This window comes from Thermogutta sp., assembly GCF_039793925.1.
In the GTDB taxonomy this organism is placed as follows: domain Bacteria; phylum Planctomycetota; class Planctomycetia; order Pirellulales; family Thermoguttaceae; genus Thermogutta.
Genome location: NZ_JBAMME010000229.1, coordinates 11,261 through 38,106, shown reverse-complemented (window position 1 = coordinate 38,106; position 26,846 = coordinate 11,261). Strand labels below are relative to the sequence as shown.

Here is a 26,846-nt window from a genome sequence, read left to right as displayed (position 1 = left end):
GCCCCTTTGCCGACATAGAAGCGGATCAGACGAGCACTCCTTTGGATTGCGATGTCCACAGAGGAATCACGAACTCCAGCTCTTCGAGCCAGGATAAGGCCAATGGTCAGCGGAATCCCCGGTGAGTTCATCATGCCATAACCCTGAAGCCGGCCATCTGGTCCCGCAAACCCATGGCCCCACGATCCTACGATGCTTTGACCTCTCGCCGATTCCAGCGCTATTCGACGAAGGCCGGGCATGACGCCGCCATCTCCGGTGGCGAGCTTGTATTCAGCGAGGAAAATCATCACATATCCGTAGTACCACGTCTGAAAGCTATTGATCGAAAAATTGGCCGCCCATTGCGCTTCTCTTCTCACAAGCGGGAGATATTGCGGCTTTCCACTTGCCAGCAGGGCCAGAGCGTTCAACGAGCGGACGATGGCATCGGGGCGATAGGACGGATCCATGATGCGGCGAGCCAGCACTTCGCAGCCTCGATCCAGAATCCGCCTCGATTTCACGCAGTTGTAAGGTGCCGTTGGGCTGTAGGTACCAAGGACCTGGAGTTTCAGGGACACCTCGGCGGTCGTACCATCTCGCCAGCGTAGCAGTCGCAGCACCCCGCGCGCTGCTTCTGATTCGGCGAATGTGATTGCTTTGCCCAGCTCGGTGCGCGGGTCATAGGAAAAGTGTTTGCCATTGACTCCCAGAATGACATCGCCCACTTGAAGAACACCATCAGCCGGAGAACCCTTTTCTACCGCGGTGACGAGAATCTGCCGCGCATCTGTAGTCACAAGCTGATCAGAGTACATCCATCCCCGGGCACCCGTGGGACCCAGGTTCCAATCGTGCACTGCTCCCTCGGGAATCTTGTCCCCCTTTGTGAAATCCGGGATCGGTGTCGTGGAAACCGCCACCGCTTCTCTACAACATGTCCCACAACCTAGGACGGCAACCGTAAGAGCAATCCGGGCCAGTGTCTGCCATTTTTGGATGATCATGGCTGCGAACGCGCGCATCACTTTATGTAAGCCAGCCTTACAACTCGTCTTCGCTACTCCGTGGAGATTGTCTGACATTGCGAGGTGCCCGGTTTTTCGAAATGGGATTCCAGGACGACAAACAGAACCAGTGGTCGACGAGCGTGTGCTCCAGCCCAGTCAACTCGGTACGACCCAACATAATTCAGGATAACATCCATCGCCCACGGCACAAAGATGTCAAGCTCTGTGAGAAAAAACTGCGGGGAATTGGCCCTTTACGGCAACAAGCCGACGCGGCCAATATGCGACAAATGTTTTCATCAAGAACTTGCCTCAGCTCGAAAACCTCGTCGGCGCACGCCCACGCCAATATCTCAACCTCCTCGCCGCTGGAGTCGGCCGGGGCAATTCATACCGTGTAGTCGGTCGAGGGAATTCATGAATTGTGCCGGCGACGACGCACGACGCGGAACAAATCGATCCGCGTTTCCAACACGGGTGATCCGCCAAATTTCACTGGACCCGACAAGCGCGCCCCTCCGGAGAGTGGGGACATCTGTAGGTGCCAGAGGGGCAAGATTGCCAAGATTGCAAGGTTACGTTGTAAACACGGGGATCTTTGCAATCTTTGCAATCTTGGGATTCAGACATATCAAAAACCCCGTTTTTTTTCCGCAACATTGCAAAGATTGCAAAGATTGCAAGCCTTTAAGGGAACCTTGCAATCTTGGGATTCAGACATATCAAAAACCCCGTTTTTTCCACAAGATTGCAAAGATTGCAAGCCTTTAAGGGAACCTTGCAATGTTGCACCCAGTCCGCACCGGAGGGGCACGCTTATCGTGGCCGATGAATCCGTATCGGAGGGACACGTTTATCGTGGCCGCATCGGGGGGAGACGAAATCCGACGAACCACTCGCCCAAAGAGCGCCTCAGCGGCTTCCCATCGAAGAGGAAAAGAGGACACGATAAAGAACTGATAAAGAACTTCCGGCCGGGAATGCCCACGAAGGGCGACATTCCGCAACCCGATGGGCGGCGGAACTTCTGTCTGGGAGCTAACTTAATGGAGGCGGCGGGAATCGAACCCGCCACGAATTCCCCGGGAAATTCGACGGATTCGGCTCCAGGCGGCGCAAAATCCGGCGCGCTGGACGCCGACTTAGCCGTGATTATTGACACCTGGCCGACGTTGCCTGAGACAATCCGAGCCGACGTCCTGGCGTTAGTTCGAAGGGCTAGAGGGTGTGGGTCCTTCCAAAGTTTTAAGGTTAACCGGAGGCGGGCGGGACCATAGCCTACGGCTACAGACAGGAGATAGGTCTATGACAACAGCCGCTGACATTTTATTGGCTCAGCTGCTAGGCGAATGCCACGCTCTATGGCTACCCCTGCGACAGCCGATGGCCACCTACTGGGCGGCTATCTGGGAGCTACGCTGGCACTACGCTCGGCGGGGATTCCCATGGTATGCCGGGGGCTCCAAGGAACTGGCCCGGGCTTTGACGGCTTTGGTGCGCGCCGGGCTGGTTCGACGATGCCGGGGGCGTGAAAAAACCATAGGCGTCATTCTCACGGCCAAAGGTATCCGGCAAGGCGGTTTGCTGGCCGGGTTCGGGGCCGATGACGCCGAGTGTTTCACTGCTGAAGTGCTCAAACACGGCCCAGCCGGGGCGTGGATTCCCGAAATAGCATTGAACGACGGGAAAGGCTGGGGCGACGGACGCCAAGCCGAACTACAGGTAGTGGAAATCACGGCTCTACAGGCCCTGTCGTTGGGCTACGCCGAAGCCAATTGCGACGTGTATGGCCGGGTGGGTTATCGTGTTACCACGGCTGGAGTGGTAGCCGTCCAGGCGTGGGATGGAACCTTGTCCGAACCGGCCCCAGAAGGCCTAGAAGCCTATCTAGAAGCCTACCAGGAAGGCTTTTCGGCCGGCCTGGCCCGATTGCAAGCCCTACCGCGCCTAGATCGAGAGATTGGCGAGATTCCCTTGCCGGTGGCAGCGTGGTATCATGCGTTCGCGGGTGACGTAGCGACGGCTACGTAAGCGTTCCGGGTGTGGTGGGAGCTGGTTCACCCTTTCAGCGGCCCCTGCCCACCCGGGACGGCCTGCATAGACTGAAAGGGTTTCTCGATGACTCATTCTCTTTCTCTATCTGAAGCCGTGGCCCGCTTGCTACGGCTTGCCCCCGACTCTTGGGCCGACGTGCCCGAAACTTTCTCTGCCGACGAGCAAGCTGCCCTAGAATCCATCACGGCGGCTGGATTCGTTGAACGTCGGATTACTTTCACGGTGCAACTACCCGGCAAAGAGCAAGCCCAACGCATCATTATTGAAGCTACAGGCGAATTCGGATTGCTCGATGCGATGCAATCGGTAATTCAAGACTGGTGGGCATGTTGGGGGCAACAATGGCAAGAGCTACGGCAAGAGATTGGCGAGCCCGTCAAGCCGATTGTGGTTTTACAACGGAATGAGTGGCGGCTTTCCGAGCAAGGCCGACTGGCGCGAATCGACTTGGCCAACGGCGAACAACGGCCGATCGACTTTGCGTTGAAGCGTGGGTTCTTTGACGGCAAACCAAGACGGCTACCGGACGGCCGGGTTGTCAAGCGTGAGCCGGTACGCGGCTACGGCCGGCTGGTAAGTATCGAGAATGTGTGTGGCCAACCGTTGACGGTGGCGGTTGAGAATTGGCAGAAAGGGGCCGAGGCGTTCGCCAAGGCGCTGGAGCCGTTTCTTCGCCCACAAGCGACGCTCCAACCCGCGACGGCACAAGCAGAGTTTGTCCTTGCCCGCGATGGCGACGGCTGGTTTATCCGGGCGTTCGGTGAGCAAGGACATTTCAAAGCCCTGCGCGGCTTTGAACACCTTGCCAAGCTGCTGGAGCGGCCCGGCGAGCCTGTGCTGATGGCTTATCTGGTTGGTGGATTAACGGGGACGATGACGGCGGCGGACGCGAAACAACACGGTTTGCATGTCGGCTACACACGCCAATCCAAGGCCGATGAGAGCTTACTGGCGGCCTTGAAACGCAAAATCGATGAATGCAATCAAGGCATTGTGGACGCGGAGTGCGTAGGCGACACCACAGAAGCTGAAGTTTTGAAAAACGAACGCGAAATGTATCTAAAGCAACTCGACGACCTAATGCGCCCCGGCGGTGCCTGCCAAACCTTTGGTAGCGATGCCGACAAACTACGGGCGACAGTCCGCATGGCATTGGGGCGTGCCTACGCAACCCTGCGCAAGGGAGGTATGCCGAAGACGGCCAATCACCTTGAAGTGGCAATATCCGCGCAAGGTGACTCTTATCTGTACCGTCCAGAATCGCCCATAGCATGGAAGATTAAGTTTTAGCGGTTAGAACGTGAAACGTTACTGAGTAACGCGAAACATTACTGGTTTCTGATAGAGCGGTAAGCATGGTGCCTGCCGCGACATGTACTATCAGGAGCCAGTGATATGCTACAGAAACTCGTGCTTTCGCCACGGGAAGCTGCCTATCAACTTGGTATTTCCCTTCGGCACCTTTGGAATCTTTCGCAACCCCGCGGCCCCCTGCCTGTCGTTAAACTGGGACGGCGGATTTTCTATCGGCCGGAAGACTTGGCCGAGTTCATCCGCCAAGCGGCTGAAGCTAGCCGCCCCGCGGCCGAGACAACAAGGGGGCTAGCTAATGATTGAGCCTAGAGAACGGATTCTCGAGGGGCTGCCCGGCAACTGGCTTGTTGTGCCTGTTTGCGGCAAGCGGCCCGTTGGCGGTGCCGACTGGCCAAACAAGGCGGCGCGCGTTGATAGCATCGACACCCTGCCCCCGACGGCTGACGGGCTCGGCTTGTTGCTGGGACCATCAAGTGGCGTCATCGACATCGAATGCGACGGTGCGGCGGCTGAAAGCCGATATGCGCACATAGCCGGGGAAGACGCCCCGGTATGTCCCACGTGGGCATCGACGCGAGGCAAGCATCGGCTATTCGCCTGGGATGAGCGTTTGGGCGGGTTACCGTGCAGCGTTCAACTAGGCGGCGGCCTTGAAGCACGCCTGGGGCAGAATCGTGCGCAGAGCGTCCTGCCGCCAGCCGGCGGCCGGCAGTGGCTTGTGCGGCCCGATGAAGTCGAGCCGCCGCCGTTGCCCCCTCGGCTACTGGCCGCCATCCTTGATGCCGGCAAGCCGCAACCAAGCAATCTACGCGAGCTAGCGGCTGGCAATGGGAGCGTAGCTAAATGCCTGGCAGCCTGCCGGCAAATTGGCATGGCGGATGTGCAGGATGGCTCCCGGAGGCTCTTTGCGTATGCATGCAGATGTGTCGAGCATAACCTATCGGACGCCGACGCCATTCGCGTTGTGCGCACACTTGAGCGGGAGCGGCCGTTTCCTAGAGCGTGGACGGACGCCGAGATTCTAACCCGGCTGCGACAGGCAGAACGCCACGTTTCGCGCATCGAGTTGGCGCCGGAGCCCTTGCCGTGGCAGCCCTACCCGGTGGATGCCCTGCCTGAACCGTTTCGGGCGTTTGTCCAGTCGACAGCCCACGCGATGGGGTGCGATGCAAGCTACGTTGCGTTGCCGTTGATGGTAGCGGCTGCCGCGGCAATCGGAACAACGCGGCGGCTTGAAGTCAAGGCGGGCTGGCAGGCACCGCCGATTGTTTGGGGCGTACTTGTAGGCGAGTCCGGTACACTGAAGACACCCGCGCTGCGGGCGGCCCTCCAGTGGACAGAGCGTCGGCAAGTTGAATTGCTGGCGGCCCACGATGAAGCCCGCAAGCAATTCGAAGCCGATTGGCTGGCCTACGAGAAAGCCTTTGCCGAGTGGAAACGTGCAAAAACTGCCGGCTTGCCCCCGGTGAAGCCTGAAGCCCCGGCGGCTGTGCGGGTGTTGATTCAAGACACCACCGTGGAAGCCGTGGTGCCGATTCTGAAGGCCAACCCGCGGGGTGTACTTTTGGCCCGGGACGAACTGGCGGCGTGGCTTTCAGGATTTGACAGATACGCAAACGTCGCGGGGGGCGACGTCGCGTTCTGGCTAAGCGCCTACAACGCCCTGCCCGTTACGGTGGACAGGAAATTGACTGGCACGCTCCACGTTCCGGTTGTGGCCGTGTCCGTTTGTGGCGGGATTCAACCTGGGGTACTACAGCGTGCCCTAGGCTTGATTAACCGGGAGAACGGGCTGGCGGCCCGGTTGCTGCTGGTAATGCCACCGCGACGCCCGAAGCGATGGACGGAAGCATCCATCGAGCCGGCGATTATCGATGCGGTAGGTGCAGTATTCAATCGGTTGTTTGGCCTGGAGCACGACTACGATGGCAAACCCGTCCCCCGGACGATGCGGCTATCGGTTGAAGCTAAGGCGGCCTACATCGACTTCTACAACGCCCACGCGAACCAGTTGGCTGACGCGACAGGCGACTGGGCGGCGGCCTTATCCAAGCTGGAAGAGCTGCCTTTGCGGCTGGGGTTGGTGTTGCACCTGGTACGTTGGGCGGCGGGCGAATCGGTGGATGCTGACATCGTGGACGGGGATTCGATGGGCCGGGCAATCGCATTGACGGAATGGCACAAACACGAAACCCGCCGCGTGTACGATATAGTGCTTCCCCCTGATGAAGGGGCCGACGACAAAGGAGAAGAAAGCTTGCTGGCCTGGATTCGCGGCAAAGGCGGGGTGGTTACGGTGCGGGATTTAACCCACGGCCTACGGCGGTATCGTGGAAAAAGTGATGAAGCCGAAGCGGCCCTGAATGGCTTAGCACAAGCGGGGCTAGGAAGCTGGGAAGACAGCCCTTCGAACAAAAAGGGGGGTAGGCCAACACGTGTTTTTCGCCTGTGCCCCCAGTGTCACCGTCACCAAAACCCTAAAAATCCCCGTGATTCCGAAGGTTTCGGTGACGGGGCCAATGGTGACACCCTTAAAACCAATAGCCCTGAGCCTGAGCCCGTAAACCTGATACCCCCCGAAAGCTGGGACGTGGCAGCCGTGAATCGGCTGCTTGATGAAGCGGCCTGGGAAAATGGGGCTACTGGGGCTTAGGATGAATCCGACGCCGAGCGGGACCGACGCGAGCTGGTCGAATGGATTGCCAGGAAGGGCGGTACGGTGACGGTCCGCGAGGTGCAAAGATGCTGCTGGCGGCTGCGTGGCCCTGGCCAGGCGGAAGCCGCCCTCGAAGGGCTGGTCAAAGCCGGGCATGGGCGCTGGATTGCGGAGCCGCAACGGGCGGGCATCCACGCCGAGTTTTTATCCTCTCGACACTCGAACCCGGCAAAAATCCGGCAAAAACGCAGAAACCCTGAGCGAGGCGTCCCAAAATTGAGGGCCAGGGCAAGGCAACCCTGGCCGTTTAGTCAACAAGAAAGGTGAGGAAAGCATGGCAAGTATCGTGAACGATCCCAACGGCCGGCGGCGCATCCTCTTCGTGGCCCCGGACGGCGGCCGCAAGACGGTCCGCCTGGGCAAGATCGACCGCAAGAGCGCCGAGAGCATCTGCCGGCACGTCGAGGCCCTGCTGGCGGCGAAGATCAGCGGGCAACCCGTCCCGCGAGACACGGCGGTCTGGCTGGCCAGTATCGGCGAAAGCCTACGTGACAAGCTGGCGGCGGCGGGGCTGATCGAGGCCCGGCGGCAGCTGACGGTCGGTGAGTTCCTGGCGAGCTGGTTGGAGGGCAAGCGGGCGGCGGGGCACAAGCCCGCGTCCCTGCTGGCCTGGGGCCAGACGGCGGCGAGTCTCGCCGAGCAATTCGGCCCACGCCCCCTGGCAAGTCTGGCCCACGCCGACGGCGAGGCATTCCGTGCGGCGATGCAAGGGCGCGGCTTGCGGGCGACGACCATTCACAAGCGCCTGGGCCACGCCCGGCAGATGCTCGAAGACGCCGTGCGGCTGGGGCACATCCCGGCGAACCCTTGGAAGCACGTCAAGCAGCGCTGCGGCAACGTGGCCGAGCGGCGGGCTTACGTCCCCGTGTCGGACGCCGAGCGCGTCATCGAGCATTGCCCGAACGTCTTCTGGCGGCTACTGGTGGCCCTGGCCCGGTTCGGCGGCCTGCGCGTTCCCTCCGAGGCTTTTTCCCTCACCTGGGGCGACGTGGACTGGGAGCGCGGCCGGCTGAACGTACCGTCTCCCAAGACGGAGCACCTGGGCAAGCCGTACCGCGTCATCCCGCTGTTCCCGCTGCTGCGCCCGCACCTGGAAGCGGCCTTCGAGCAAGCGCCCGAGGGAAGCGTCTACGTCTTCCCCGAGGAGTACCGCCGGCGGTCCCAAGGGCCGCACGGCTGGGTCAACTGCAACCTGCGAACCACGTTTGGCAAGATCATCCGCCGCGCCGGCGTCGAACCGTGGCCGCGACTGTGGCATTCCCTGCGGGCATCGTGCGAATCGGACCTGGCCCAAAGTTTCCCGCTGGCCACGGTGGCGAAGTGGCTGGGCAACACGCCGAGCGTTGCGCTACGGCACTACGTCGACCCCACCGAGGCAGCCTTCGACCTGGCACTGAACTGGCGTCCAGGTGGCGCAAAAAGCGGCGCACCGGAGGCGCAAAAACCGGCGCAGCAGGCAGCGGCAGGGAATGGCAGCGAATCGCACAATTCGTCGGAAGTCCTGGAGGGTTGCGAGTTTATGCCATTGGGTGCTAGTCGTAACTCTTTGCTGCATAAGGACTTAATGGAGGCGGCGGGAATCGAACCCGCGTCCCGTGACATTTCGGCACCAGCTTCTACGTGCGTAGTCGGTCTTTGAAATCTCGCCGCCAGAGCTTCCGACCGACAGGATCTCCAGCGACCAGCCGAGGACAGGTTCTAATCCCGGGCGTACTCGGCGTGACCCGGGACGAGTCGGATGAGGTCGGCCGACTTTCAGGCCCCTCCGACAAGAGCCCTCAGTCGGGACTGCCGTTTGCGATTAGGCAGCCAGAGCCAAGCTGTGGTTGGCACTTGTTGTTTGATCGGCTTTTAACGTGGGCCACCGATCAACCACGGCACGCCACTGGCACCTCAACCTGTCCGGTCGAGTCCAGTTCGCCCCCGGCGGTTCTCTTCTATTATATACGGATGGCACTGTCGTCAATTAACACTCGACCGAACACCTAACGCCGTTCTCCGCGTCTTCCGCTGCGATGTGCAGACACGCGGAGACCCCCGAGCAAGGCGGGTGAGCACTTGACGGCGGGTCACAAGACCAGCTTGCCAGGGGATCCAAGCTGGCGGTTGTTCCACATCTGTAGCGGAGTGTACAATGAGCCATTGGCGTTTGACGACGTCGGTTTACACTTCATCCCAACGAGGTGTGAGATATTTGCGCAACCGTGTCTCGGTGTTTTCACCTAAATGTAACAAATGAAACGCTGAAGCCGGTTCTGCCTGAGCATTCATCCGTACCGACAATTCCGCCTGCCCTGTGAAGACCGTCCTTTACACTGGCCTTTCGCCGAAACAATTTTCAGGTTGCGGTTTTTAACAATGTCGAGTCTTGTCCGCGCCGTGAACTACGTGAATTAACGGTCAACGTCACACGGAATGTCCCAAATCATCAGCGATCAGGCAGCGTGGGCTTTTGTAAGCGTCCCCCTTCCAGCCACGAGACGCGCGAGATGTGAAATCTGCGCAAGAAAGCAACCCGTCCTTTGTGGCTAACTCTATGGATGTGCAGATGAAAGAGAATCGAGGGTCAAAGAGCCGTTACCCCGCCTCGCGACATGGCGGGTTTTTCTCGCGTTATAACCTGGCCATTCTTTGCGCTGTCTGTTTTCTCATCCCCTTCATGTGGGTGGGAGCCGACCGAGCACTCCTCAGCAACAAAAACGATGTGAAATCCTGGCTGCCTGATACCTACCAGGAAACCGCCACCTTTGAGTGGTATCGCAAGCACTTTGAGAGTGATATGTTCATTCTGGCAAGCTGGGAAGGTTGTACCCTCGACAGCCCGAAGCTGGAGCTTTTATCCCGTCGTTTAGCGTTAGAAATACAGCGACCGGAAGACGACCCCTACCGATTTTTCAAGAGTGTGATCACAGGAAAACAGGTTGTCGATCAACTGGTCGCATCTCAGGGGCTGACGCGTGAACAGGCCATCGAGCGGCTGCGGGGGTTTCTCGTCGGACAGGATGGACAACAAACGTGTCTTGTCCTCTTCATCGACCCCAAAGCGGAAGAGCGATGGGAGCATTATTTCCACGGGAATCCCCGCAAAAAGTTCTTGCATGCGGTGGTTGAAAGCGTCTATACGGCGGCTGAAGAAATCTGCGACATCAAGCCGGAGCAGCTTCACTTGGGTGGACCACCCGTTGATAACGTGGCCATCGACGTGGAAGGCCAGCGGTCGCTCGTGCGTTTGGCCATTGTCTGCGGTGTGGTAGGGGCCGCCATGGCGTGGTGGTGCCTGCGGAGCTGGATTCTGACGCTCGTCGTGTTCTCCACCGGTGTCTACAGCGCCGGTTTGAGTATGATTCTCGTGTGGCTGACCGGCACGGAGATGAACGCGATTCTACTGACCATGCCGGCACTGGTCTACGTGGCGGCTGTATCTGGGGCCATCCACATGGCCAATTATTATCGCGATACTGTGAGGACTCACATGGCCTGGGGACTTCCCGACCCCACGGTTGGTGCCCCAGGAAAAGCGCTGCGAAGTGCCTTTCTCCCGCTGTTTTTGGCGACTTTCACGACAGCGTTCGGGCTGGCATCACTGGCGGTAAGCGAACTGGTGCCCATTCAAACGTTTGGAATCTTTTCGGCTGCAGGAATCATCGTGAGCTTCCTGTTTCTGTGTCTGTATGTACCGTCCATGCTCCAGGAATGGCCAATTCCCGAGATCGCACACTCCCGGCAAGCGTTTAAATTTGATCCCGGGCGATGGGCGGGATGGCGCAAGGTGGGGGATTTCATCATCAGCCGGGGAAGTTGGGTGGTTGCGGGGTGTGCTGTGCTCATGCTGACCGGGGCGATCGGGGCCAGCCGGATCCAGACTTCTGTGAAATTGATGCGACTCTTTTCTCCCGAGGCCACAATCATCCGGGATTACGCATGGTTGGAGGAAAAGTTAGGTCCTCTCGTGCCCATGGAGGTTGTGATCAAGGTGGATCGGGATAAGGCGAAACTGGACACCCTGGATCAAATAAAGCTGGTGGCGGAAGTCCAAAGGGCTATCAAGCAGTTGCCGGACGTGGGAAGTGTGATTGCGGCCCCCACTTTTGCCAGGCCATTACCGTCGCAACCTGGCCTGATTGAGAAGCGCACGTGGATCGTTCAACTCCGTCGCCATCGCGAGGATCTGCGGGATTACTGGTCGGAAGAGGGGAACACGGAGCTGTGGAGGGTCAGCGCCCGCGTCAAGGCCCTCACCGATCTCGACTACGGGAACTTCGTAGAAGACATTCGACGGCAGGTTGAGCCGATTCTGGCAAAATATCACAGTCAAGGCGTCGAAGGGATTTCGGCCGTCTATACCGGCCTCGTCCCCCTGGTCTATAAGGCGCAGCACTCGTTACTGAACGGCCTGTTGACCGGTTTCGCCGGTGATCTTGTCATCATCGCCCTCGCCTTGATGTTCGTGATGCGCGACTGGTCGGCAGGTTTGCTGCTCGGCTTTGCTAGTGTGTTTCCCATCGCTATTGTCTTTGGCGTGATGGGACTTTTGGGCATTGTGGTGGATGTGGGCACCGTCATGACGCCAGCGGTGGCATTGGGAGTCACCGTGGATGATGCCATCCATTTCATGCTGTGGTGTCGGCATGGACAGGAGCGTGGGCTCTCGCGTGCGGACTCGATCCGTTTCGCCTACGGCGATTGCGCTCAGGCCATTTATCAGAGCTGGGGTGTGATTGGTCTGGGGCTTTCGGCTTTTGCTCTGAGCTCTTTCACACCAACCCAGCGTTTTGGCTATCTCATGTTTGCGATGCTGACGGCATCGTCATTCGGCAATCTCGTCCTTTTGCCGGCTTTGCTGGCCAGTCCCCTCGCCCACTTTTTCTGGAAAAGTGGTGAAAAGATCGCCACTCGAAAGCGCAGCCGGGGCGAAGTCCATCCCGCTCCCGAGTTGCATCCTCACCTAGTGGCAGATCGAGAAGAGGAACCTGTCGGAGAACTGGTGGCAGTGGGGGCAGAATTGGAGCCATCGGAATTAGTGGGGTTATCCGCGAAGGGGAACCTTGGTGCTGAAAAAGTCAGTCAGCGTTATGGTTCTGCTTCCAAACCCACCAGCCGGCCTCGGTTGCCTCGTCGTCCGCGATAAGAGTCTTTTCATCATCGTGGGGAAAGGACAGCGGCATCCTCCTCCGCGTGCAGAAAGTTGAGTCGTAAAGATCCACTTGCCGCGGACCGTAAAAAGTCTTACGTTTAAGGGATGTTACTTTCTACCGGAGCAGAAAAAGCGTCGCAACGAGATCACGCGTCGTCAGCATTTTGGCAGCGATTGGTTTTGCGGTTAAGGTCCTATCGTTTATGAATCAGAAAACGAGCGCACGAGAAATCCCCTACCTAGCGCAGCGCTCCCGTAAGGGAAGTATTACGGGAGTCCAGGTTCTGGGAGTGGGGAGTTACGTTCCTGATATCCGTGTCCGCAATGAGGATCTCGCGTCGCTGGGTTACGATGCGGATTGGATCGTTCAGCGCACAGGCATTTTGGAACGACGGCATGCGCCGCCGGAACTGGCCACGAGCGATCTGGCTGTGGAAGCGGCACGGCGCTGTTTGGCGGACGCGGGAGTGGATCCTGGAGAGGTTGATCTCGTCCTGCTGGGCACATACACACCGGATATGACGATGCCTGCCGCTGCCAGTCTGGTCCAGGAAAAATTGAAACTCTGTGCTCCGGCGATGGACATCCAGGCAGCGTGCACAAGCTTCATGTTCGCCCTTCTGACAGGAATGCAGTTTGTGGCCTCGGGGTGCGCGAAACGACCGCTGGTCATCGGGGCAGATTGCAACTCGCGCGTGTGCAATCCAGCGGACGTCAAAACGTATCCCCTGTTTGGAGATGGTGCGGGAGCCGTGCTCCTTGGCCCCGGCGATCGTTCTCAGGGTTTTATCGCGTTCTCCTACGGGTCAGATGGTGCGGGGTTCGATCTTCTTTATCGGCCCATGGGGGGATCACGCTGTCCCACCAATCAACAGGGAACACTCAATGGAGAGCAATATGTGGTGATGGAAGGTCGGCCGGTTTTCAAATGGGCCATCCGCATGCTCAACCAAACAGTTCATGACGTCCTGGAAATGGCGGATCTTACCCTGGCCGATATTAGCCTGGTGATCTTTCATCAGGCAAACATGCGAATTATCCAGGCTGCGGCGGAGGCAATCGGCATTCCCAGCGAAAAACTTTACAACAACGTGGACCGGTATGGGAACACTTCTTCAGCAAGCATCCCCATTTGCCTGGATGAAGCGCTGCGGGAGGGAAGAATCCGAAAGGGCGATCTCGTTTTGCTCAGCGGCTTTGGTGGGGGACTTTCCTGGGCTACAGGAATTCTCCGCTGGTAGCTTTCCCTTCTGCGTACATAGTTTCGTACAGCACGCGGAGGGAAAGCGGTTCTCCACCTCGCTCTGCAGATCGTGGCCAGCCCGTTATAGCAACACGGTCAGGTGTGAGGCGATTGCTGGGATTTATCCACTCTGTGGACTTTGCCCATTTTCGTCACTAATCTAAAAAGCCCTTGCCAGGGAAGAAGGATCCCGGTATTCTCTCCCCGCTGTTCTGCTCAGGCGGAGTCTGTCCCACCGGAGTATTATTGCGTCCTCTGCGCAAGCTGAGAGGACTGTGAAAGTGTATGACGTACCAGTAACAAATCGACAGAATGCATTGACCGGAAAAATGGCGGCCATTTTGGGGATCGGTGTCATCCTGTTTGCACCGGGATGCGCGAGCATGACGGCCCAGTCGCTCAACGCCGAGGGAGTTCGCCTCTACCAGCAGGCGCGCTATGAGGAGGCACTCCAGCGATTTGGCCAGGCGCTCATTTATAACCCCAACGATGCCGCAGCCTATTACAACATCGCGGCCGTGTACCATCGGTTAGGTGACCTGTATCATCGGCCGGACGACTATGGACGCGCAGAATCTTATTACCAATTGGCGCTTTCCAAGAATCCGCACCACATTCCCGCGCGGAGAGGTTTGGCGGTCTTGCTTGTGTCTCAGGGGCGATCGAACGAGGCGGTGGCGATGCTCCACAACTGGGCGAATTCCGCCCCCCGTTGGGCGGAACCTAAGGTCGAACTTGCACGGCTTTACGAGGAGCTGGGCGACCGATCCACCGCCCAAAAGCAACTTTTGGAGGCCCTCGCCCTCGATCCGAACAACGTGCGGGCCCTCAACGCATTGGGCCATCTCCGAGAACTGGAAGGTCAAAAGGAACTGGCACTGGCCAACTATGAACAATCACTGCAACTGAATCGACAACAGCCGGAACTCGCCCTGCGTGTTGCCGCTTTGCGGAACGAAATCAGGCTGGCCCGCAGCGGAGGGCGAAATACCCCGGCGCTGGCGGCGGGCACCAGTGCCCAGGTTCGTTAGGTCACTGGGAGAGTCACCCAAGTGTTCCTGAACGAAGCATCGACAAATACTCCGGAATTCTGACTCGGTTGCCAGAGTAACTTCGGCATGATGCGGCGGTCTTTCTCAAAAATCGTAATGCTTTTGGTCATTTCATCGACGCTCATGTCGAGTCGTACTTTCTGCGCTGCCGATCAACAGGCTTCGAGTGGCGTCGATTCGCCCCGCAATGCCGCCTATTCCCCCCCTCAAACACCCCAGTTCGACCATGTTGTCCTGCTTCTGCGCAACGGGCATGTCATCGAAGGACAGCTCATCACGATCGATGACAACTACCATGTGAAGGTCCCGCACGGCGAGATCTATATTTCCCGCCGGGATGTCGTGGCCGTCGCGGCCAGCATGCGCGAACTCTACTATCAGCAGCGCTCGCGGCTTTTTGGTGAGGATCCAGAACCCCATTTGGAACTGGCCATCTGGTGTGCTGAGCACGGTCTGCCTGACGAAGCGCGCGCGGAACTGGCAGAAGCCCGAAGGCTGGCACCGGAACATCCGGGGTTACCGCTCGCCACACGTCGAGTAGAAATGGCGTTTGCCCGCGAGGGGGAAAGGAACTCTGCGGCGTCCCGACCCCCTGGAGACGGCAGCCGTGCCGGACAAACCTCCCAGTCTCCGGCGAGTGTCCTGAACACCGGAAAAAAAGCCACGTCGCCCCATACCATGGTCTCTCCCGTGCCTGATCTGGCTGTACTTTTGCGCGGCTTGCCGGAGGATGCGCGGGAGGATTTTGTGAGGGTGATTCAACCCATCCTCAGTCACAATTGTGCGGCGGCCGCATGCCACGGGGGCACCGCCGTAGCGCCTGAATTGCGACTATTCAGGCTGTCGCCCGATCGGTACGCCCTGCGCGGGCAAACCGCTCAAAACCTGCGGACCGTTCTGGGGTGGATCGATTTCGACCAACCTGGCGCCAGCCCGATTCTGACAAAGCCTCTCCAGCCCCACGGAGGAATGCCAGGACCGGTTTTCTCCGGAACGGATATGAAACAATACCGGGACCTTGTGGATTGGGTTTACCGCGTCACCCAGCAGCGGACTCCCCCGCCACCAGAAGAGGTGCGTCCCACAGGAACGCCCCCTGGCACAGCGGTCACCGGCGAAGCGGCCGCCGGCATCAATCTTGATGACGTTCTGCCACTTCGGGAAAACGAGGTGCAACCCGCCACTTTCGTCCAGGACTTACATTCTGCTACCAATCCGGTTGTGTCGGCCGGGGCAGCAATACCCGGAGACAGCGGCCATCCTCGCCACCCCGGAGAAAATCCGGCACCCCCCTCGGGCAGCTCGCCGAGCTTTTGGAGAATCCCGGTCGGGCAATTCCTCCGGCAAGTCGACAGTCCATGGGCGGATGTGCGCTTCACTTTTGGCGATTTCGCTGGAAACGGCAGTCAACAGAAGAACGCCTCGTCTCGCGGTGCCCACTGATTTCGGATACTGGAAGGCTTTGACGGATCGCAGCGTTTGCAAAGTCTTCTGCAACCCCGCGGATTAGTTTCACACTTCCAAATCGATTTGGATTTCTCCGGCCAGAACTTTCCGCAAGAACTCGCGATTGCTTGACAGCAAATCGGACAGACCAAGAATCTCGGGAATTGTGTACCAACCGATGTGGCTCACTTCAGCCGTGTTGGGAACAATGAGAGCGTTCTCTGGTAAATGTGATTGCCACCAGCTCAGGTGAACACCCCATTCTGTGCAGCTTTCCCAGATACGTCGAACCGGTTGAGCGCGAACGCCGAGCTCTTCCTGCAGTTCCCGTATCACAGCCTCTTCCTCCGTCTCCCCTTTCTCGATAGCTCCCCCAGGGAAACAAAACTTTCCCGGGGCAGATACCCGATCGGAACGACGAATGAGCAGCAGCCGACCTTGTCGGGCAATCACGGCAACCACACCGTGCTTGCGGATCGGCAGAGCGGATCCCGGGTTGACAACTCGGTGGACGCTAGGGTAAGTGCTGTCTGTCTCCCGCATTTGCTTGAAGAACCTCCGTAGAACGATAGTCGGGCCGATGGATCTCGCCGCACGATGGCGATTGCCGGCGGAAATTCATATTTTCGGAAGATCCTGGAACGGTCTCTATTCTCGTTCTATCTGGGCCCTCGATAAAGAAAAAGACAGGGAATGCGCAAGAACACAATAGCGCAATGGGGCCTGTTTTTCTCCCTCGCTGACAGGAGAATGGGGTGGTTCTATTGTCGCTGAGACCCGCGCTGGCAGTGCGGGCCAGCTCGCGGCGCGTACAATAATAGGCGATGCGTCACTAACCGAATCATGTGCCTGTGCCTGGCCGAATTGTGGCCGAAGTCATTTCCATCTTTTGATGAGTGCGAACATGTCCATGGAAAATAACTCGGCAGCACCGAACAGCGAGCCACCCGACGAAAACGGACTTGCCGTGCTGAGCGGATTTCAGGTGTTCCTCGAGTCGGGGCTGCGTGAGATTGGGGGTGTGTTGCGGCGATTCGAGACGTCTCGCTGCGAAGTCCTAGTTTTGGAAACGGTGCCCGGTAACCCTGCGGCACTGCTTAAAATGGTCGTAACCCATCCGAACGAAGGTCGGATAATCCTGGAAAGGGCTGGTCTAGCCTTCACTGATTATCGGCTGGTGGGCGTGGTTCTGCCCGACGGCGTCCAGCCCCTCCTTCGCATTTTGCTGCCGCTGGCACAGGGCAATGTTTTGGTTCGCGCAACTCACTCTGTACTTTTTCCAGGCAAGAAGCGCCTCGCCGTTCTACTGGAAGCTGAGCCGGTAGCACGGGCAGTGGAGATCCTGCTGACCCACGGCTTCAACCTCGTGCCACCGGCACTGCTGGATGAAGAGACACAAGGATGAGCGAAGAACGTCGGCAGAGAACCCCATTCTCGCCCATATCCGCCGCCGAAAGCTCTTAAAAAAATTCGACTGTGTACAGGAAATGCATGGCTTCTTACCGGAAATGGTCTCACCAGAAGCTTAGACACGAGGAGGAATGTAGTATGAGGCAACACAGGGTGAGTCTTCCCAATTTGGTGGGTGATACGGGGCGCAGTGCCAGAAGTTGGATAATCACCCTGATTGCCATCGTATTTGGGACGTTGAGTTTTGCGGGTGTGGGTGCGGCCGAGACTGCAGCCGAACTCGCATCACCCCAAAAGAGCGATTATCTCCGCCTCGCGAAAGAGATCGAATCCCATTTTCTCGATCAGGTGCTGCCCTTCTGGTTTCCTCGCTGTGTCGATCAGCAACACGGCGGTTTTCATCCCCATTTCCGCGCTGATGGCACGCCTGGTCCCCGGAATGAAAAAACGATTGTCTTCCAGGCCCGAATGACGTGGGTGGCAGCGGAGGTGGCGCGCCGCTATCCGGATCGAAAAGCGGAATTCCAGGCCTACGCGGAGCACGGACTGAGGTTTCTCCGGGACGTGATGTGGGATCGTAAGGAAGGTGGATTCTTCTGGGGCCTCGATGAGAACGGAAATCCCGTCCCCTCCTACGGTACGGAAAAACACCTTTATGGCATTGCGTTCGGGCTTTACGCAGCGTCGAACGTGTACCGTCTGACTGGTGACAAAGATGCCCTGGTGCTCGCCCAAAATGCTTTTCGGTGGCTCGAGGAACACGCCTACGACCGGCGACACGGAGGTTATTTCGAGGCCTATCATCGTGATGGAACGCCGATCCTGAGCGTTCCGCCAGCCGGTGCTAATGGCCGTGCTCAACCCACTCGCGACCTGCTCGGTACGCCGTACGGATTCAAGTCCATGAACAGCCATATCCACATCTTGGAAGCCCTTACGGAACTCTACCGCGCGTGGCCCGATCCGCAGGTCGAAGAGCGACTTTTCTCAATCTTTCTCGTGGTACGGGACAAAATCGCGGTTGAGCCTGGATGTCTGAATCTGTATTTCACGCCGGATTGGCGCGCGGTCCCTGATCACGACTCGTTCGGGCACGATGTGGAAACCGCGTTTCTGCTTCTCGAGGCTGCCGAAGTCCTTGGAACTCCAGAGGACGACACCACGCGACGCGTGGCAAAAAGTCTGGTCGATCACGCCCTGGAATACGGCTGGGATACCAAGCTGGGTGGTTTCTATGACAAAGGAACAGCTTTCGGTCCTCCGTACGGCCTGGAAAAAATCTGGTGGACTCAGGCAGAAGGCCTCAATGCCCTTCTTCTCATGCATGAGCTGTTCGGCCAGCAGGATTCTCGTTACTGGACGGCATTTTTAAATCAGTGGCAATTCATTCGAAAATACCAGATCCATCCACAGGCTGGTGAGTGGTTCGACACTACGCTGCCAGATGGGAAGCCCGCGGAAAAAGATCTCGGCCACATCTGGAAGGCCGCTTATCACAACGGTCGGGCGCTCATGGCGTGTGCGGCCCGACTGCGGCATCTGGGTGGGGTGAGTCACCACGAGTGATCGCGTCTCGCAATCGTCGCACAAGCAAAAGGGAAACGTTCGCCATGAAATGGCACATGTCTTGGAAGGTTCACTTTCCACAATGGTGGTGTTTCACACTTATGTGCGCCTTTTTTCTGGTAGATAGCGCAATAACAACTGGTGAAGAATTGGCCGCACAAAGCCTGGAACGGGTCAAATTGTCACCAGATGGGCAGCGCTTGGTGCTGGCTGAATCAGGGGCTCCCTTTGTCCCCTGGGGATTTAACTACGATCACGACTCCGAAGGACGACTCCTGGAAGACTATTGGCACGATGAGTGGAACCAGGTGGTGGGCGACTTCCAGGAAATGAAGGCGTTAGGTGCGAACGTGGTGCGCATCCATCTGCAAGTGGGAAAATTTCTGATTTCGCCCAACAAAGCCAACGAAAAAAATCTGAAAAAACTTGGGGATCTCGTAAAGCTGGCCGAAACAACTGGCCTGCATTTGGATATCACCGGCTTGGGATGTTACCACAAGCAAGATGTGCCCGCGTGGTACGATTCTCTCGAAGAATCCGAGCGATGGAATGCCCAGGCCTTCTTTTGGCAAACCATCGCCCGTGCGGTGGGGCATTCTCCGGCCGTGTTTTGCTACGACCTGATGAACGAGCCGGTAGTCCCCGTGGGATCCGCCCGAGAACAAGGTTGGCTGGTGGGTCAACCGCTGGGCGGAAAGTATTTTGTCCAGCGGATTACATTGGAACAGGCCGAGCGATCGCGAGCAGAAATCGCCGTGGCGTGGGTGAAACGACTTCAGTCAGCCATTCGGGAAGTGGATAAACAGACCCTGATCACCGTCGGCCTGCTACCCGGCACGCCAGACAGAGCGGATACCTGGTCCGGTTTCCGCCCGAAAGATCTCATCCCGATGCTGGACTTTATCTGTGTGCACATTTATCCGGAAGCGAAAAAAGTGGACGAGGCGATTCAAATACTTTCCCATTTTGCAGTCGGCCGACCGGTCGTGATCGAGGAAACCTTCCCGCTTCGCTGTGGAGCCGAAGAATTCCAGGAATTCCTCGCCCAATCCCAAAAATTCGCTCAGGGTTGGATCAGCTTCTATTGGGGAACTCCCATACCTGAGTTGCGAAGAATCAACGACTTCCAGTCAGCCATTCTGGCAGGCTACCTGGAACTATGGTCAAAACTGGGCCCGTCCTACCGCCGCCCATGAGTTGGCCTTTCTCTCGCTAACGCATAAGTCCCGCACAAGTCATGAGAGATGATCCTGTGGGTCGCGTGTCTGTTGGACTCTCCCTGGTCGTAGGCGTCAAGATGCGATAATTTCATGAAGTCAGTCAGGTGGCAGCCTAGTGTTTTTGCCGCGTGCCCCCGTCATTGATGGGTGGGCAATCGCTGATGCAACTTCTTCCAAGTTTGGACGTATATGACGGCAACCTCCGAATTACCCACTCTCGAAGCCGCCTCCTCGCGGCAAACACAAAAGTCGGCCGGTCATGTGTGGGGACCGTTATTATGTCTTCTGGCAGCGATGCTTTACACAGGGACCAACATGGCCCTGCGACGCCTGGTGGAACCCGGCCAGGCGGCCAACTACACCTTCGTCCTATTTGTGAAAGAGACGATCACCGTCCTCTTGGTAGGCCCATGGCTCCTTGCGCAAGTTCTCCGCGGGAAGATCACCCTGCCCCGCCCGACGCATTTCTGGCAGGTGGTCGGAGCGGGCGTCCTCACTCAGACTATTGCCAACCTTGGTCTTTTGTGGGCATTCGGCACCGTCGGGATTGCCATCGCTATCCCGCTGTCACTGGCGGTGAGCCTCATCACGGCAGCGTGGATGGGAAAGTTCTGGCTTGAGGAAGGTGTCTCGCCGCGGCTTTTCGCGGCCATGGTTCTGCTCATTGTGGGAATTATTTTGCTGCACGGAGGGGCCGATACACTGGCGGGCGTGGCCAGCAGTTCGTCTTCACTTGCCCTCGCCGCTGTTCTGTTGAGCTGTCTGGCCGGTTTCATCTATGGTCTGCTGACCGTGGTCATTCGCAACGTCACAACAGGGGGGACTTCGGGATGGTTCGTTCTGGTCCTGGTGACGGGCGCAGCGACCGTCACCCTCGGGCCATATGTCTTTTATGTGCACGGGCTGGACATTCTTTATAGTTGCTCCGCCGAGCAGTGGTTGTGGATGATCGTTTCTGGCATACTTAACCTGGTGGCGTTTTGGTCATTGACCAAAGGCCTGCAGCGCACCCCGGTTGCCCAGGCCAATTTGCTTACATCCTCTCAGGCAGTGATGGCCACCATTGCCGGATGGATTGTGTTTGGAGAGGTTTTCAATCTACAAGTGGCGGTGGGGATTGTCCTGGCCCTGGCCGCGATTGTCCTGAGCACTTTGCGGTAGCACCAGGCGGAGTATTAGTACTGAGTATCGGGGAACATCCTCGGGAGCCCGATCATGGATCCTTATCAAGCGCTTGTCCAGGAATTTGAACAGGAAATGGCAAACACACGGACTGTTCTCGCCAGAATTCCTGAGGACAAACTTGACTGGAAAGTCCACCCCAAATCGAACACACTTCGGTGGGTGGGGAGCCATCTCGCGAACATTCCCCATTGGGTGGAGGTCGCTTTCCACACGGAGAGTTTGGACGTGGCTCCGGTTGGGGGCGAACCATATAAAAATCCGGAGGCCGACTCGGTCGCTGCGATGCTGCGCCTTTTCGATCAGAATGTGGAAACGGCGCGAGGCATCTTGAGCCGAGTCAATGCGGAAGAGTTTTGGAAGCCGTGGTCGCTCCTTCGTGGTGGGACCGTCCTCTTTACGCTATCGCGATGGCAAGTGGTGCGAACATTTGTCATCAACCACACGATTCACCATCGGGGACACCTATGCGTTTACCTGCGATTGCTCGATGTGCCCGTACCAGGGCTGTACGGTCCTTCCGCGGATGATCCGGGCTGAGCACCATTGGGAGGGAGGTAGCCCCCTCAGTCCTTGCGGTACCTGCGGCAAGGCCGGCTGATCCGCATTGGTGGTAGTCAAAAGAAGAGCAGTTGGCCATGGCGCAACAGTGGTTTATTCAGCGCCGCAGCGGCGTGAAAGACGGCCCGTTCAGCTCTCGCGAGTTGAAGCATCTGGCTGAGCGGGGTGAACTCAGCCGCGATGACCTGGTCTGGAACGAGGAACTCGACAACTGGGTTCCTGCAGTGAGGATTCGAGGCCTTTTCGAGAATGCCTCCGGTAACACCGGTGAACTTGTGCCGTGGGTGAATCAAAGCAATGTCGAGCAAGTGGTCACCCCCAGCGGGAATGAGGAGCTGGCACACCAGAATACTGCGTCAGCCCCCCGGCCGGAAATCGACCGTGCGACGCCCGAAAACGAACCGGACTCGGAAACTGGGCGCAGTGGCGCGAGGCTTCGCTTCAGTCGAACTTCTCGTAGGCGTCAAACGTTTGAAGGTTCCCCTGCCACTTTCGCTCGATCGCGGGAAACCCTGGGACGTCACGTCTTGGATCGTTGGCTGGCGTTTCTCCGAGCGCGATTTGGCAGCGAATTCCTTCAGGCCAGCCAGCACCTATTTCTGCTCTGCGGAGAGTACGGACTCCTTACCGCCGCAGTGCTTATTTTGACCGACAGTCTTTTCGTCTCCCAGGTGAGGAATGCGAGCAGTCTTCTACTGACCCTGGGCATCTGTTTCTTTCTTTTCGTGGGTCACTATCTGTCCGCCCGAGTGATTTTCGTCCTAGATCGTTGGGAGCTGCGAACCCGAGCTCAATTGGCGTCGTCCGTGGTTCCTGACGGCATGTCACTCTTCAGCATGCTCATCGCTGTGGTGAGTATTGTCATGGGAACCGTGTACGCCCTATCGACAGGATTTGTCGATCTCATTTTCTATGCTGTGGCGCTTTCTATTTGGGGTCTGTTTGCGTCGATTCAGTTTTTGGATCTCGACGACCTTCAGATCGCGATCAATCCCGATCTTTCGCCAATGGAGGAACTGATTGGGCTGCTCTATCTCGCCGGTAAAATGGTGGCTCGCCTCTGTCCGGTCGTTTTTGGAGTGCTGGTGCTGCTGGGCAACCTTCATCTCAGCTTAGGATTACTCTTCACCCTGACCGGGAGTCCTGCTGTAGAAGTGAATTATCTGACAAGCGCTTTCGTCCCTCACGAACTTGCCAGCATCTTTGCAGGACCGGCCATTGCGGGCTGGGGATTGGGGCAAAGCGGCCTGGTGATGGTGCTGCTCGCGTCACTCTGGCCAGCAGTGAGCTATTCCCTTTACTTATTAGGGCAACTCGTGATTGCGTGTCTGGCCGCGATTATTGCTCTACTTCATCTAGAGGATCGGAACCTGCCCCATATCAGTGAGTCAAGCAAGAGAGAATTTACAGACGGGTGAGTCTCCGCTGACACGAAATCCCATCCCCTATTGCGCCCTGGAAAGCCAGCACTAACGACTGCCGGAAGATGACCTTTGTGGCGACATAGGGGGTGGTCCCTGGGCGGCGTCACTCCGTGAGGCCCTTTCCCGTTCTTCCATTTCTTTAAGCGTCACGCCGCTTGCAAGAGAACGTCGGGGGTCTTTTTTGCCTTCCCCCGGAGAAGGCGGGATGATTTGTTTGATCACGATGTCATCGAATTCCACCGTCCCTTCTCCCAGATAGGCGTAGAGCATGACGCGTCCCCAGGTCGGTGTGTACTGCGTATGACGTGGAGTGAAATCTTCAGTGTGGATGTTCCAAGTATTGAGTGGCCCTTTCAGGTTCTGCTGACTGCGGTAGCACTCCCGCATCTGGCTCCAATCCGGATAAGCAGCTCGCCTGCCCGTGCTAGAATTTACCCGGTTGGTCGCAGAGGAAACTCCCGGCATTTTTGCTCCGGTGCGGCTTCCCGTCCCCGGCGACTCCACCCGATATTCACTGGGCATCTCGGCGTAACATTTGATGAAGACTTTGACCGCCGGCCCATTGCTTCGCCAGCGACATTGAAAACGATACGTCGCCCCTTCCTGGACCTGGAAGGGCAAGCTGTAATACATCACGCCGGTGCTGTCGCCCACGCCGCGATCAAAGGTGAAACGGATGACGTGGTTCTGGGGATTCCCAGGTTCGGGAACCCAAGCGACGAGACGGCCCAGCGGCTCGCGATCCTGGCCGGCTCGATCTTCCCAGCCTACAGGAACGCCGTTGATCGCGCGTTCAAAATCTCCTCCGATAATCAAATTGGGGTTTTTCTTCCAATTTTCCTCTGCAATGGGATCGGGTGGCGGCGGGCTACCGGGTTGCCGACCGTAGAGAGCATCGAGCAACTGCTGCACATAAAGATGGGGAATCTCACTCACGGAATTTGTGCGGGCAGACTTTTCGTAGATTACGGTCGGAGTGGGTGTGGAAAAATCAACGCACTTAATCACAAGATCGTAAACATCGGTGCTGTGGCCGGGGGCTCGCTCGACACTTCCCCAGATGGCGATGTCCGCATCAAAGCCACTTTTCACAATGTCCCGCACTTTCTCCAGTGGTGTCTCGGGACCGACTTTGATGCCATTCATCTCGCAGAAGTCGCGGACATCAGTCATCGAGTCAGGAATCAGAAAGCCTCCCTCCCGGTGGAGCTTCTGCCAGATCATCTCGCCCACCATTTGACCATAACGGCCATTGTCAAATCGCGACTCGAAATCAAAAGGAATCACAACTTTCTGACCGCTTTGGCCAAAGGACGGCTGAGCGACCAACAGCCCCCCACACAGCGTCAATAGGCCGACCGTCCACAGGACCCGATTTTTTCCCTTCATGGTTGTCACTGTGCACTCCAAATTAGGAAATTAGGGATTTGCTTTCCCGCCGCTGATGAGTTGCCGGTAATATCCGCGGACAATGTCTTCCCACCCTGGAGGTGCCGGCTCCTGAACACTGCCAAGGATTTCTTTCTGGATGTCCTTGGGGATATTCACCGTTGTGTCCTGCTTCACTTCGAATTCACCGCCCACGTATTCCTTCTGCCGCTGCAGTCCCTGCAGGACCACTTCCCGCTTGCGGAGGGCGTTTTGGTAGCGCCCCGCCTGAAGATCGCGTTCGATCTCCCGCATCAGCTCGATGAGCTGTTCCATATCCGTGTGGTGATAGTTAAGGATCTGCATTTGCGCGCTGATTGACTCGGCTTTATTGCGGAGTTCCGCCTGCTTACCTGCCAGGCGCTGAAGTTCGCGCGGTCCATGGGGTGGCGGTGTTGGTCCCTCGAGACCCTGCCCACCCTGACCACTCTCCTTTCCACCACCCGTAGCTCCGCCCGTCGGATCTTTACTGAAGTCTTTGATTTGCCCTTTCATGTAGGGATCGGGCGTCAGCCGGCTGGGCGTTTTTCGTCCACCCTTGCCCACCGCTTCGTCGCTCACAAACTCACCGCTGGATTTTCCACTGCGTCCTTCACCGGAGCGTCCTCCGATCTCGCTTGTATTGGGCAGGCGATTTCCTGTTACACCTTTGGCGCTCATATTGGAGATTGGGCCATCGGCGGCGTCCCAGCCTGCCCCTTTGTCCAGCGAGTCCGCCGCACTGGACGAGACATCTTCCATTTCATCAAAGAGGTCCTCTTCCTGCTCCATAAGCTCACCGATGAGGTCCTCGAGTTGCCCCGGCAGATCCGCCATGGGGGCTTCTTTATCTTTGTCGCTGAGAGACTCTTCCTGGCTCCAGCGTTCGCGGTCGGGGGTATCGGGCAACCATTTTTCCAGATTACTCGTCAGCTCCTTGGCCATCTCGTAGCCCAATTGCTCAAGGGGCACCGCGATGTCCATCGAACGCTTCAGAAGGGCATCTTCCGCCATTTTCAGTTCGGTCTGAATCTCATTGAGTTCCTGACACAGCGAAGAATTAGCAAAATCCTGCTCTGGGAGTTTACTCAGATCGCTGTGCGCTTCTTTCATGAATCGCGACCAATCATCCTCTAAAGCTGCCAACTCTTTAAGTTTTTGCTCTTCCTTTTCCGTAAAATCCTCGACCGGGGTCTTGGCCAACTCTTCCGAGGCTTCAATGATTTTCTTTTGTTGTTCAAGGAATTCCTGCAATTTGCTCTGAATTTCTTCCAGCTTCTTTTTCACATCGTCGGGCAGGTCTCCGCCTGGCCGCTTCTGGGCCTCCGCCAGAAGCTCCGTCTGAGCCCTCCTGGCCACATCGAGAATTTTTCGCAACGTGTCGATGATTCGATCCTGAATTTGCAGCAACTCCTGGCTTTCCTCGCCGAAGGTCGCTTTATCCGCCAGTCTGGCCAGCCGGTCGCAGTGCTGCACCGCCTGAAGCATCTCGTTGACTGCCAGGTTGTTGAGAATTCGCTTGATCGTCCGCCGATCCTCACTATCGGTATCCTTTATGCTCCCCACAACATCATTCGTGGCCCCCTGGATGTGAACCTGGCGGCTGCGAACATTCCGCAAGCCTGTGTCCAGAACAGCCGGATTCTGCTTCGCCGCGTCACGCAGCGTGACAAGCTCGGTCTTCGCTCGAATCTGCTCTTCGAGAATTCGGAAGATCGCGGCACGAAGGTTTTCCAGCTCTTTCGATTCCGAGGCAACCTTCGCGTCGGGAGAGATGATCTCAATGAAATGCCACGCAGACGTGGCCTCCTGCGGACGCAGGTCGAGGCCATATTTCCCAAAATTGCGCCTGTCCCACGCTATGGCGCGAATGCCCACCTTCTGCCGCGGAGCAAAGCGCGCAGGATCGAGGACCAACTCGTAGTCCAAAAATGGGCTGCTAGGATTGTCCCACTCGTTAAGCTTTACAGGAGCCTGCTCGGGGGCATTTGCCGAAAGACCACCAGTGGAAGAAGAGCTTTGTCCCCCACCCGCCTCTGTTTCATTGGACGAATTCTCGGTGAGAGGATTGTCTTGAACAATTTTCATTTCGAGACGAGCGCGGCCCACCCCGTAATCATCCGC

Annotated in this window: 20 protein-coding genes and 1 other RNA gene; 14 read left to right on the top strand and 7 right to left on the bottom strand. The window is 57.6% G+C overall.

Features of this window, described 5'->3' with window-relative positions; all coding sequences use genetic code 11:
- Positions 1-1,007: DUF6288 domain-containing protein (locus ABJK56_RS10175; protein WP_347244559.1), on the bottom strand; the 1,007-nt coding region annotated here is incomplete at its 3' end.
- A 1,290-nt stretch (positions 1,008-2,297) separates the two neighbouring features.
- On the opposite strand from ABJK56_RS10175, the gene ABJK56_RS10170 reads away from it, so the two are divergent.
- The 4 genes from ABJK56_RS10170 to ABJK56_RS10155 all read left to right on the top strand — a co-directional run bounded on the left by ABJK56_RS10170 (position 2,298) and on the right by ABJK56_RS10155 (position 7,014).
- Positions 2,298-3,023, top strand: coding sequence for a hypothetical protein (locus tag ABJK56_RS10170; protein ID WP_347244558.1), 726 nt, complete (start codon positions 2,298-2,300; stop codon positions 3,021-3,023).
- Between the two features lie 87 nt (positions 3,024-3,110).
- The gene (locus ABJK56_RS10165; protein WP_347244557.1) at positions 3,111-4,337 is read left to right on the top strand and encodes a hypothetical protein; all 1,227 of its coding nucleotides are present in this window, start codon (positions 3,111-3,113) and stop codon (positions 4,335-4,337) included.
- A gap of 105 nt (positions 4,338-4,442) precedes the next feature.
- The gene (locus ABJK56_RS10160; protein WP_347244556.1) at positions 4,443-4,664 is read left to right on the top strand and encodes a helix-turn-helix domain-containing protein; all 222 of its coding nucleotides are present in this window, start codon (positions 4,443-4,445) and stop codon (positions 4,662-4,664) included.
- Positions 4,657-7,014: a DUF3987 domain-containing protein gene (locus ABJK56_RS10155; RefSeq protein ID WP_347244555.1), complete on the top strand. Its 2,358-nt coding sequence runs from the start codon at positions 4,657-4,659 to the stop codon at positions 7,012-7,014. The genes ABJK56_RS10160 and ABJK56_RS10155 overlap by 8 nt, the downstream gene beginning before the upstream one ends.
- A 547-nt stretch (positions 7,015-7,561) precedes the next feature.
- Here the strand turns inward: ABJK56_RS10155 and ABJK56_RS10150 are convergent.
- The 3 genes from ABJK56_RS10150 to ssrA form a co-directional block, all read right to left on the bottom strand.
- Complete coding sequence (locus tag ABJK56_RS10150) at positions 7,562-7,894, bottom strand: hypothetical protein (RefSeq protein WP_347244554.1); 333 nt, start codon at positions 7,892-7,894, stop codon at positions 7,562-7,564.
- A 99-nt stretch (positions 7,895-7,993) separates the two neighbouring features.
- Positions 7,994-8,335 carry a hypothetical protein gene (locus ABJK56_RS10145; protein WP_347244553.1) on the bottom strand — a complete coding sequence of 114 codons (342 nt, stop codon included), beginning with the start codon at positions 8,333-8,335 and terminating at the stop codon, positions 7,994-7,996.
- 304 nt (positions 8,336-8,639) lie between these two features.
- Positions 8,640-9,002: a transfer-messenger RNA gene (ssrA, locus tag ABJK56_RS10140) on the bottom strand.
- Positions 9,003-9,625: 623 nt separating this feature from the next.
- Here ssrA and ABJK56_RS10135 point away from each other — a divergent pair.
- From ABJK56_RS10135 to ABJK56_RS10120, 4 genes are all read left to right on the top strand, one after another.
- Complete coding sequence (locus tag ABJK56_RS10135; protein ID WP_347244552.1) at positions 9,626-12,205, top strand: MMPL family transporter; 2,580 nt, start codon at positions 9,626-9,628, stop codon at positions 12,203-12,205.
- A gap of 209 nt (positions 12,206-12,414) precedes the next feature.
- A complete protein-coding gene (locus ABJK56_RS10130) occupies positions 12,415-13,452 on the top strand; it encodes a beta-ketoacyl-ACP synthase III (RefSeq protein ID WP_347244551.1) in 1,038 nt (345 codons plus the stop codon).
- A gap of 277 nt (positions 13,453-13,729) precedes the next feature.
- Positions 13,730-14,485: a tetratricopeptide repeat protein gene (locus tag ABJK56_RS10125; protein ID WP_347244550.1), complete on the top strand. Its 756-nt coding sequence runs from the start codon at positions 13,730-13,732 to the stop codon at positions 14,483-14,485.
- Between the two features lie 144 nt (positions 14,486-14,629).
- Positions 14,630-15,949 (top strand): hypothetical protein, encoded by a 1,320-nt coding sequence (locus ABJK56_RS10120; protein ID WP_347244549.1) that lies wholly within the window; start codon positions 14,630-14,632, stop codon positions 15,947-15,949.
- A 69-nt stretch (positions 15,950-16,018) separates the two neighbouring features.
- On the opposite strand, the gene ABJK56_RS10115 is transcribed toward ABJK56_RS10120, so the two are convergent.
- Positions 16,019-16,495, bottom strand: a complete 477-nt coding sequence (locus ABJK56_RS10115; protein WP_347244548.1) for an NUDIX domain-containing protein — start codon at positions 16,493-16,495, stop codon at positions 16,019-16,021.
- A 361-nt stretch (positions 16,496-16,856) separates the two neighbouring features.
- On the opposite strand from ABJK56_RS10115, the gene ABJK56_RS10110 reads away from it, so the two are divergent.
- The 6 genes from ABJK56_RS10110 (at position 16,857) to ABJK56_RS10085 (ending at position 23,309) form a co-directional block, all read left to right on the top strand.
- On the top strand, positions 16,857-17,357 hold the full coding sequence (locus ABJK56_RS10110; RefSeq protein ID WP_347244547.1) for a hypothetical protein: 501 nt from the start codon (positions 16,857-16,859) through the stop codon (positions 17,355-17,357).
- Between the two features lie 143 nt (positions 17,358-17,500).
- Positions 17,501-18,928 (top strand): AGE family epimerase/isomerase, encoded by a 1,428-nt coding sequence (locus ABJK56_RS10105; protein ID WP_347244546.1) that lies wholly within the window; start codon positions 17,501-17,503, stop codon positions 18,926-18,928.
- Positions 18,929-18,972: 44 nt separating this feature from the next.
- Positions 18,973-20,124 (top strand): cellulase family glycosylhydrolase, encoded by a 1,152-nt coding sequence (locus ABJK56_RS10100; protein ID WP_347244545.1) that lies wholly within the window; start codon positions 18,973-18,975, stop codon positions 20,122-20,124.
- A gap of 213 nt (positions 20,125-20,337) precedes the next feature.
- A complete protein-coding gene (locus ABJK56_RS10095; RefSeq protein ID WP_347244544.1) occupies positions 20,338-21,309 on the top strand; it encodes a DMT family transporter in 972 nt (323 codons plus the stop codon).
- 54 nt (positions 21,310-21,363) lie between these two features.
- The gene (locus ABJK56_RS10090; RefSeq protein WP_347244543.1) at positions 21,364-21,870 is read left to right on the top strand and encodes a DinB family protein; all 507 of its coding nucleotides are present in this window, start codon (positions 21,364-21,366) and stop codon (positions 21,868-21,870) included.
- Positions 21,871-21,968: 98 nt separating this feature from the next.
- A complete protein-coding gene (locus tag ABJK56_RS10085; protein ID WP_347244542.1) occupies positions 21,969-23,309 on the top strand; it encodes a DUF4339 domain-containing protein in 1,341 nt (446 codons plus the stop codon).
- 51 nt (positions 23,310-23,360) lie between these two features.
- On the opposite strand, the gene ABJK56_RS10080 is transcribed toward ABJK56_RS10085, so the two are convergent.
- The gene (locus ABJK56_RS10080) at positions 23,361-24,704 is read right to left on the bottom strand and encodes a hypothetical protein (protein ID WP_347244541.1); all 1,344 of its coding nucleotides are present in this window, start codon (positions 24,702-24,704) and stop codon (positions 23,361-23,363) included.
- Positions 24,705-24,734: 30 nt separating this feature from the next.
- A partial coding sequence (locus ABJK56_RS10075) for a hypothetical protein (RefSeq protein WP_347244540.1) occupies positions 24,735-26,846 on the bottom strand: 2,112 nt, incomplete at its 5' end.